At 41.0% G+C, this 10,915-nt stretch carries 6 protein-coding genes; all 6 read left to right on the top strand.

Going from position 1 to position 10,915, the window contains the following annotated elements; translation table 11 throughout:
• Positions 1–137 precede the first annotated feature (137 nt).
• Positions 138–3,503: a TonB-dependent receptor gene (locus tag AC4MRQ_RS22380; protein ID WP_491199955.1), complete on the top strand. Its 3,366-nt coding sequence runs from the start codon at positions 138–140 to the stop codon at positions 3,501–3,503.
• Positions 3,504–3,522: 19 nt separating this feature from the next.
• Entirely contained in the window at positions 3,523–5,331 is a 1,809-nt protein-coding gene (locus tag AC4MRQ_RS22385; RefSeq protein WP_491199956.1) for a RagB/SusD family nutrient uptake outer membrane protein, read from the top strand.
• A gap of 22 nt (positions 5,332–5,353) precedes the next feature.
• The gene (locus tag AC4MRQ_RS22390) at positions 5,354–6,433 is read left to right on the top strand and encodes a DUF5126 domain-containing protein (protein ID WP_491199957.1); all 1,080 of its coding nucleotides are present in this window, start codon (positions 5,354–5,356) and stop codon (positions 6,431–6,433) included.
• Positions 6,434–6,555: 122 nt separating this feature from the next.
• Complete coding sequence (locus AC4MRQ_RS22395; RefSeq protein WP_491199958.1) at positions 6,556–7,962, top strand: DUF3472 domain-containing protein; 1,407 nt, start codon at positions 6,556–6,558, stop codon at positions 7,960–7,962.
• A gap of 44 nt (positions 7,963–8,006) precedes the next feature.
• The gene (locus AC4MRQ_RS22400; protein ID WP_491199959.1) at positions 8,007–8,939 is read left to right on the top strand and encodes a LamG-like jellyroll fold domain-containing protein; all 933 of its coding nucleotides are present in this window, start codon (positions 8,007–8,009) and stop codon (positions 8,937–8,939) included.
• Between the two features lie 230 nt (positions 8,940–9,169).
• Positions 9,170–10,915 (top strand): BACON domain-containing protein (locus AC4MRQ_RS22405; RefSeq protein ID WP_491199960.1); only part of this gene is annotated, 1,746 nt, incomplete at its 3' end.

Genomic DNA, 10,915 nt, shown 5'->3' on the forward strand with positions numbered 1-10,915 from the left:
CCGTTAAATCTTAAATAACGCTCCATTGCAGTGGAGCATCCTTAAAATTTTAATATAACCATTTCAAAAGTATGAAAAAAATTCAATTTGACCGCACGTGGTATATCATGCGGTGTAGGGGTAAACTGTTTAAAGTTATGAAGATTACGACTTTTTTACTTTGTGTTAACTTGCTGACAATAACAGCGTCAGATCTGTTTTCGCAAAAAAGTACAGTGTCTATTTCAGCGAAAAACAATTCCATTGTTGAGGTGCTGGACCAGCTCAATAGCGCCTCAGAATTGTCCATCATGTATAGCACCGATGAGTTAAATGAAGCAGTGAAAATTTCAGCGGATTTTAAAGAAGCGGAAATCGAAGAGGTTCTTAATCATATCCTGAAAGACCAGGAAGTCGGTTATATTATTCTCGACGATAAAATCATCATCTCACATAAGCGTTTTGTTGAACAGGCATTTGTCCAGCAGGACACAAAAGAAGTCAGGGGGCGCGTAACCGATGTTGGAGGTGCGGCAATCCCCGGAGTTAATGTAATTATTAAGGGAACCTCTATTGGTACAATTACCGGTGTAAACGGGGAATATACGCTGGAAGTGCCAGCGGATGCCGAAGCCATCATTTTTACATTTATTGGAATGAAACAGCAGGAGGTGACCTATAATGGACAGGCTCAGATTAATATGACCATGATGGACGATTCACAAGGGCTGGAAGAGGTAATGGTAGTTGGTTTTGGTAAACAAAAGAAGGCCAGTGTGATCGGATCGATTAACACGGTGAAGCCCGAAGATTTAAAAATGCCTACCAGTTCATTATCTACAACACTGGCTGGCAGACTGGCTGGGGTGATCTCAGTGCAGCGCTCTGGAGAGCCGGGAGCCGATGGTGCCGATTTTTGGATTCGTGGTATTTCAACTTTTGGTGCTAACAAAAGCCCACTCATATTGGTGGATGGTGTTGAGGTGAGCAGTGGTGACTTTAACGATATTGAACCAGAAAATATTGCCAGTTTCTCAATATTGAAAGATGCGACGGCAACTGCCATTTATGGTGTACGAGGTGCTAATGGTGTTATACTGATAACAACGAAAACGGGTAAAGATGTGGAGAAAGCAAGCATTAGTATCAGGGCTGAGACTTCCTTCTCCCAACCAACGCAGATTCCTGAATTTGCCGACGGTGTAACTTACATGAATATGTATAACGAAGCCATCAGGATGCGTCGGCCTCTTGATCCGATGAAGTTTAGCCAGGAGAAAATTGATGGAACAGCGCAGGGGCTGAATAAGTATGTTTTCCCAAATGTAGACTGGTACAATACCTTGTTTAAAAGCATGGCCCAAAGCCAGCGGGGAAACCTGAATGTTACAGGTGGTGGTAAGAAAGCACAGTATTTCTTGTCAGCTTCAATTTTTCATGATAGTGGTATCCTCAAGTCAGACGAATCAATGCCGTATAACAGTAATATTGACGTAAAGCGATATAATCTACGAAACAACTTGACGGTCAATTTGACACGAACCACCAAAATTGATTTGAAGATATCGGCCAACCTAGAGGATTACAACGGGCCTGTAGAGTCAGCCTCATCCCTATATGGAAATATTATGAACTCCAATCCCGTGGCTTTTCCAATAATGTTTCCGGGAGAAGGTGAAGATCATTTGTATTTTGGTAACAAATCAGGTGGGTTCTTCAGCGGTAGGTATATCAATCCTTATGCGGAGATGGTCAAGGGGTATAGCGAAAGATTTTCTTCTACAGTAATTTCCAGTTTTAACTTTGATCAGAAATTGGATTTCATTGCAAAAGGTTTGTCAGCTAATGGATTGATTTCATTCAAAAACTGGAGTTCAACAAGCATCGATCGTAAGATTGATCCATTTTATTATGAGGTAGATTCCTATGCCTATAATCCTGAAACAGGTGATTATGATTACACATTAAAACAAGTGGGAAGCGGAGGAAGAAACTCCCTTGATCATTCTTCAGGAAGTGCCGGCGATCGCAAAACATACATGCAATTTGCTTTAAACTATTTACGAACTTTCGGTAAGCATGATATTTCCGGAATGTTATTGTACAATCATGATGAGTATGTTAATGGTAGTGCAACAGACTACTATCTACTATTGCCATACCGCAACCAGGGTGTAGCAGGTCGTTTTACTTACTCATTCGATAATCGTTATTTTGGTGAGTTCAACTTCGGATATAATGGTAGTGAGAATTTTATCAGTGGTAAGCGTTTTGGATACTTCCCTTCGTATGCAGTGGGTTATATCATTTCTAATGAAGCCTATTTTGAAGGATTGAAGGAAACGATCAGCTTGTTAAAATTACGCGTTTCACATGGTTTGGTTGGTAATGATCAGATTGGGGGAGACCGTTTCCCATATCTGACCCAGGTTAATTTATCTAATGGGGATTACGGATATACCTTTGGCGAAAACTTTAATAACTGGCGAAATGGGGTTTCAATTGATCAGTATGGTAACGAATTGACAACCTGGGAAGTCGGACGTAAAACCAATATTGGTTTGGAACTGGGACTGTTCAATGATTTCATGTTACAGGCCGATGTTTTCCACGAAATACGTGACGGTATTTTTATGCAGCGCGAAACAGTGCCAAGTACAGTAGGTATTGGTAATGCCAAACCATACGCGAATATTGGTAAGGTAGAAAACAGAGGATTTGATGCTTCATTGGAATACAATAAAGTATTTGGTAACCTGGTTATTTCTGCAAGGGGTAATTTTACTTATGCCATGAATGAGGTGCTTGAAATTGATGAGCCTGCACAAACATACCCATACCTGTCGAAGGTAGGACGTCCGATTAATCAATTGTGGGGACTGCAAGCTGAACACCTGTTTATCGACCAGGCAGAGATTGACAACAGTGCAAGCCATACATTTGGACCGGTATTGCCGGGCGACATCAAGTATAAGGATGTTTCCAACTCAATTGACGGACAGGATCGTATTGATGTTAATGATATGGTTCCAATGGGTCATCCGACTGTTCCTGAAATCGTATATGGTTTTGGTTCATTCTTTAAGTATAAAAATGTAGATTTTTCATTCTTCTTCCAGGGCGTGGCACGTGTGTCATTCTTCCTGCAGAATATTCAGCCCTTCGCTCAGAACGAAAGAAACGTGCTGCAAGCTATCGCAGATGATTACTGGAACGAAGAAACACAGGACATCAATGCTTTTTATCCAAGATTATCAGATACTGAAAACTCGAATAATCAGCAAAATTCCTCATGGTGGTTACGCGATGGTGATTTTATCAGACTCAAAAATCTAGAGTTGGGATATACCTATAAAAAGGCACGTTTCTTCGCCAACGCCACCAACCTGTTCACCATATCCAAGTTTAAATTATGGGATCCAGAAATGAATATTGGTAATGGTAGTCCTAATTACACCGGAACGAATGGTCTGGGTTATCCACCGCAACGCGTAGTTAATATTGGTGTTCAATTAAAACTGTAATTCCATTAAATAAAGAATTATGAAACAATTAAAATATATAGTACTCTTTCTTTCCTTGTTCACATTTTCATGTGACTACCTGGAGATTGTACCAGATAATACGCCAACACTGGAAGATGCCTTTGCAAGGCCCGGTGAGGCACAGAATTTCTTATTCTCCCTTTACTCATTTATGCCATTGGAAAATGATATGTTTTCAAGTATTGGCTTGTGGGGTACAGACGAAATGGCGACACCATGGGACAGAAGTCATTATTATGCTAAGCGTATGATGAAAGGCGAGTTAAATGCCAATGAACCATTCTTCGATTACTGGACGACATCCGGAAGTATTGACCTATACGATGGTATACGACAAGCTTATGTATTCCTTGAGAATATTGACAATGTTGCAGATCTTGATCCTGACCTTAATGTTCAATGGAAGGCTGAAGCCAAGTTTCTGATCGCCTATTATCATTTTATTCTTCTTCGCCAGTATGGTCCAATTGTTTTAATGGAGAAATCTGTTCCACTGGACGCACCTGACGAAGAGTTTTTCCCTTTACGCAAGCCTTATGACGAGTGCGTTGATTTCATAGTCACTTTATTGGATGAAGCAGCAGCAGAATTACCAATACTGATTGATGATCAAACAGAATACGGTAAACCTTCGGCTATGGTAGCCAAGGCCATTAAAGCCCGTCTGTTGCTATATGCCGCATCACCTTTATTTAATGGTAACAGTGAGTTTTACAGTGATTTCAAGAATAAGGATGGTGAAGCTCTGATGAATACAACCTATGAAGCAGAAAAATGGAAACGTGCTGCTGACGCCGTTAAAGAAGCCATTGATTTGGCTGAGGGAAATGGAGTAGAATTATATGAGTATCCAGAAGCATTGGTGGATGAATTCGATCAATCAGTAGCCAACTATCGTTATAGCATGGTGGATGCCTGGAATAAAGAATTGATATGGGGATACTCCAAATCGGAAGGTTATTATGGCTGGCAAAGGCACAGTGCACCGGCTAATGGTAATGGTACTACTTACAATGGGCAGGCCCCCACGATGCGTATGGTGGAAGCCTTCCTGACAAAAGACGGACTACCGATTAACGTTGATCCAGATTTTGATTATGACGGGCGCTACACAGTAGATGGCGTGACTGTTAAACTACACCAGGAAAGGGAGCCTCGTTTTTATGCTACTATTGGCTATGACAGGGGAGATTATGAAATTAACGGTGATGTGACATCCTTACGTATGCGTTCTAATGAAGCCCATGGTTATGCCGATAACAGAAATGATTATTCACCAACAGGCTACCTTGTTAAAAAAGGAGTTCACCCCAATACAACGATGACAGCCTCAAAGGATAATATTGTTCTTTATCCGTGGCCGGTTGTTCGTCTGGCAGAATTATACCTTAACTATGCTGAGGCTTTAAACGAGTACAACGGGACGGCCAGTCATGGTGATGTAATCACCTATCTAGATCGAATTCGCCAAAGATCGGGTGTTCCCGGGGTTTTGCAAGCCTGGCAGAAGGTTGGCAAAAGCAGCTTTAGCAAAGAGGAAATGCGTGAGATGGTAAGGACAGAACGCACGATTGAGTTGTGCTACGAAGGACACCGCTGTTGGGATATCAGACGTTGGAAGATGGGAGAAGAAGTATTTAATACACCTGTTAAAGGATGGAAGATTAACGGATCATCTGCCACCGAATTCTATCAGGTGGTTGATACCGAGGAACGTGTATTCCTTTCTCCCGGTTATTACTTGTTCCCAATCAAAATTAAGGAACTGGAAATAAATACGAACCTGGTACAAAATCCTGGATGGTAATGTTTATTCAAAATTTGCAAAAATGAAACCGATATACAAATTCTTAAGTTTGATGATTGCAGGCACTATGTTGTTTGCCTGCGATAAAGAAGAAGGAGAAACAACTCCTCCGGGGCCCGTATCGAATATTGAAGCGACTTCAGACTATGGTTCCGTTAAATTATCCTGGACAAATCCAACGGATGAAGATCTGTTTTACGTAGATATTAACTACACCGATGAAAACGGTAAGATCAGAAGTGTTAAAGCAAGTAAGTATAGTCAGGAGAAGGTGATTGAAGGTTTTGGGAATACTGATCCCAACGATTTTACTTTAACAGCATATGATGAAAGTGGAAATGGTTCAGAAAAGCAGTCGATTACCGCAAGTGCAGATACACCTCCGTATGAACTGGTTATTGGAACCGTTGATGTAAAACCCGATTTTGGTGGCGTTAAGGTGTCTTGGATCAACGAAACCGGAAAAAAAGTAAAAGTAGTTGTTACTTACACTGATGAAAACCAACAGGAGCAATCCGTGTCTTTTAATGCGCTTGAAACGGGAGTAGGTGCAATTGGCGGATTAGCTGTTCAGGAGCATACTTTCTCTGTAATTGCAACAGATGTATATGAACACAAGTCAGAACCTGTAATATTTACGGCCATACCATTGGTAGAAGAGCAAATTGACAGAACTGGCTGGGCAGTTGTAGATTTTTCTTCTGAGGAGCCTAATGAGGGAGCACCTAATGGATTGGTTACCGCGGCATTTGACGGTGAGCTCGGTACATTCTGGCATACGCAGTGGGCAGGTGGAAGCCCTGATTATCCTCACTGGTTTATTATAGACATGGGGCAGCAGGTGGCTGTATCTAAATTTGAGTGTTACAGACGTCAGGGTGACAGTAGGGGACAAACAAAGATACAGCTCTTAGGAAGTGTTGATGGCATTACATGGACCGATTACGGTGAATTTGAATTTGATGCTACAATTGATGACGGACAGCAGTTTGCAATACCTGGTTCGCCACAAATGCGTTACTTTAAGTATGTCGCGGTTGAAGGACCGAATTTCTTCGCCTTCCTGTCAGAGATATACATATATGGTGGGGTAATTCAATAATTTTTGATCACTATGTGATAGCGGATGGTTATGTCCATCCGCTATTAAATGACTTTCATTGGGTATGAAGCGGTGTTTTCATATCTGACATACATCTGTTAATAAGATAATAGCAAAATTAAGTGAGTTACAGAGTTATCATCATTGCTGTTTGTTTGATGCTGATAGGTAATGCCTGTGGGCAACAACAGGATAAAGACAGCATCCGGCAAAAAGAAATAATCGGAGGTTCCGGTGAGAATAAATGGATCATTCCTGCCAATAAATCTTATGTTGAACCGTATGTTGAAAAGAGTTCTGGCATAGAGCACAATGCCATTTCCGATAGTGGGATACATCCGGCTCCGGTTAATCGTTGGATATGCGATAATCATTCACTTTGCTGGTTTCTCTGGATGGAAGAAGGTATTTATGAGCTTGGTATTGAGGCTGAGATGAAACAGGACGAAGCATCTGGTTTTAAACTACAGGTGACGAAACCTGACAGGGCAAACTCAATCATTACAAATCTTATTATTAATGTGGAAGGACAGGGGCAATCTCAACTTTATCCAGGAAACGTTAGCTTAAATATTGACGAACCCGGTTTTTATAAATTGGCATTACAGCCTTCTTATAAAACCAATGATTACTTTGCCTCCATTAATCACCTTATAGCCATCTCATACAATGGGAAGATTCGCGCGGCGAACTGGCTGACATCTCCTTCTGTTCATTTAAACCTTTCGGCGGATAAGCAAAAAGAATATGAATTTGAGTGGTTGCACGGTGAGCTTGTCGTACCAAATGGTTATGATCCGCTATATAGCTTTTACATGTGTCTTGGTTTTTACAAAGGATACCTGGGAATGCAGGTTAATCACGATAACGAGAGAAGAATATTGTTCTCTGTCTGGGATAGTTCTGACGAGGCTGTTAATAGAGCGAAGGTTCCAATAGAGGATCGTGTTGTTTTGTTGTCCAAGGCAAAAGATGCAATTGCGACGGAGTTTGAGAACCAGGGAACAGGTGGGAAAAGTTCTCGAATTTATCCCTGGAAGGCGGGTGAAGCTATAAAGTTCTTAACCAACATACGCGCATACTCTGATAATTCTGTTTTGGTGTCGGCATGGTTTAAGCCGGAAGAGAGTGAACAATGGCAATACATTGCAACATGGGAGGCACCCCGTGAGCAGCGTATGTTTAACGGAGTCCATGCCTTTATAAGCAATTTTGGCACAGAGACAGGTCAACTGGTACGCAAAGCCTACTATTATAACTATTGGGCCCTGCCAAAAGGTAGCAATGATTGGGTTGCACTTAATTCGGCTTATGCTACTCACACCGATGGAGATAAGGACAGCCGCAGCGATTACGGTTCGGATGTCGATTCTGCTTCTGAACGTTTTCTCTTATGGTCCGGAGGTTACCTTCCTTCTGATTTCAATGAAAAGCTCACCGTTCAATTTGGTGGAGCACAACCAGATGTTGACATTGATAAATTAACGAAATCCATCAATCAATCTATTTCTCATGCAATGGAGGAATAGCATATTAATCCTTAAAGTTTTAATAATAACTAAATTAATTAACTATGAAAAAGAGACTTTTACTTATGATTGCAGTCATAACGTTTAGTAATGCGATTGCGCAAAACAAAAGCTTAGACATCACGGGAACCGATGATTATGTTGAGGTGCCTGCTTTTAACCAGACAATGACTCACTTTACTGTAGAAGGTTGGGTTAAAACGGTAGGTACACAAGAGGACTGGTCGGGTGTTTTCTTTGCCAGGGGAGGAAATACAACTGCCGGAATCAATTTACAGTCAGGCTTAAAAATTGGATACCATTGGAATGGTGAAAATTGGAACTGGGATTCGGGCCATACACTAATAGACGGTCAGTGGGCACATATAGCCCTTGTAGTTGAACCAGACAAGGCCACCTTGTATCTGGACGGAGTGCCTTCGGAAAACGTTTGGCCACATGCTGGTGAAGAATTCGACGGAGCCTTTTTCCTTGGTAAAGATCCTAACCAGGACATTCGCAACTATAAAGGTATCATTGATGAAGTGCGCTTTTGGTCAGTTGCCAGGACAGAACAACAAATTAAGGACAATATGAATAAAGAACTGGCAAATCCGGTGTCTGAAGCTGATTTATTGGCTTACTACCAGTTTAATGATAATGCAGATGATTCGAAAGGTAGCAACCATGCCACTCTGGTAAACGGAGTTGCTTCACCCTATAAAGCTGATGATACCTGGGAATCATCCTCAACTGCTGTGAAAAAACTTGAATATGGTTCGCGATTGATAGTTCAGGATGTTGATCAGCTGATTATTGAATCGGCTTATCCGGGAGAAACTCTTAGTATATATAGCCTTTCGGGCACCTGCGTACTAAAAGAAGTCGTACCGGAAGGAAAAGGTAGTGTTTCCATTGGGCACCTCTCAGGTCTGTTTATAGCCACTTTAACACAAAATGGCGAGACGTACTCTAAAAAAATTATGCTGAAGAAATAATTGAATTGTTCTGAATTAGGTAATCTAACAATCTCTTAACCTTGGTATCAGGGTTAAGAGATTGTTAAAGGTCACTCTTCTCTGGGCCAAAATGTATTTTGGCGGATTATTAAAGCAGGAAATTTGTAATCAACCATACTAACCTTAAAGAAAGATGGACTTATTGAGATTTAATGTTTCACACTCGTCTGCTATTCAGGCAATACAAATCATTATTTAATTGTTGTATTATGTATAAACTCAAAATATTACTAATTGTATCTACGCTGTTTTTATGTTTTTCTTATTCAGCCTGCCAGAAGGAGAAAGCGAGTCCACCTCCTACCTTGGTAGTTGAAGAAGAAGACAAATTGATCAATATGCCGGCCGATGAAACATCAAGGAGTGTATTCTTTGAAACAAATGTGGAGAACTGGACGGCTACCTCAGATCAGGACTGGTGCACTGTAGAAGTCAATAATACAGATAGTTCGTGGCTTGGCATTAATGTATCTTCAAACAACACTTTTGATGTTCGTACGGCTACCGTTAAAATAAAAGCAGCAGAGCTGTCTGAAACAATCAGCATTACACAGCTTGGAACGAAGCCGGTTATTCTGATCGATTCCCGTGAGATTAACCTTAATTTAAACGCTCAACAACTGGAGCTGAAAATTGCCAGTAATGCTTCTCCAGAGATATCCTTCTCACATTCCTGGATTAAGAGAGCTGATGACGGCTTGAAAGGTCAAAAGACCAACTTGGTTGATTTTATTTTTCAGATTGCAGTAGAACAACTGGAAAATGACATAATTCAAAGGCAGGGAAAGGTTTATTTCTCGGATGAAGAAGCTGGGGTGAAGGATAGCCTCACGATTACTCAATCACTAACTACCGACGATTATCAACCTGGCGATCCGGCAACTTTTGAAAAGGATCACAAACTGACAATCCAGACGGTAAGTTTATCACCTGCTGACAAGTATCAAAGCGGCGAGGGCATCGATAATACAATTGACGGACAAACGTCAACAATTTATCATTCGCCTTGGGGAGGTATGTATTCAGATACGGATATAACAATGGTGTTTACTGTTGAAGAAGCTGAAGATAACATCGCCAACTATGTAGTGTTACATCCACGTACAAGTGGTCCTAATGGAATTATCAAGGAAGCATCAATATGGATTAATACCTATGATGACGACAGTTATAAACAAGTAGGTGCACTTGAAGCCTCACTAAGCAATCAACCGGCTGTTGTTCGTTTTTCTACACCGGTTATCCGACCTAAAAATATTAAAATTATCATCACGGATGCTTATTCAGGAGACGCTGGTAAATACTATGTGTCACTTGCCGAGTTTGAATGTTATGAAAGCAAAGCGATGAACAGCATTGAACAAGACTTGCACTTTTTTACGGATATTACCTGTTCCCAATTGCAAGCAGGTACAACAATAAATGATATTGTGGGTATACAAAACCCCTTCCTTCAGAACATCGCTGCCTACCTGCTCGCAGGTGAATACCCAGCCGAGTTCAGGGTACAGAATTATGAGCCATTCAGAGAATTGAGCGACTTAACAGCTGAGTTAAAAACCAGCACCTACAGTCAGTTTGAAAATATGACAGGCATATACTTTGAAACCAATGAAGAGGTGGTCGTTTTCGTTGGACCTTTAAACGGAGAGAAAGTAAGCTTAAGGGTCACTGACTTTGGACAATCGGGTGATGACAACAGTTATCCATTGGCTGAGGGACTTAATGTTCTTACCATGAAAGGTCAGGGTAACGGTTATCTTAGTTATTATACAAAGAACTATACGTCGGCCAATCTTATAAAAGTGCATATCGCTTCAGGTAAAGTGAATGGTTATTTCGACACATCTAAGCATACGGAAGAAGATGGAAATACTTTGTTAGATAACGCCGTCAGTCCGATTTTAGATATTAAATCAGAATTAGGCCTGTTAGTTTGGTTAAGGTTACTTACA

It is taken from the genome of Carboxylicivirga sp. (assembly GCF_982718395.1).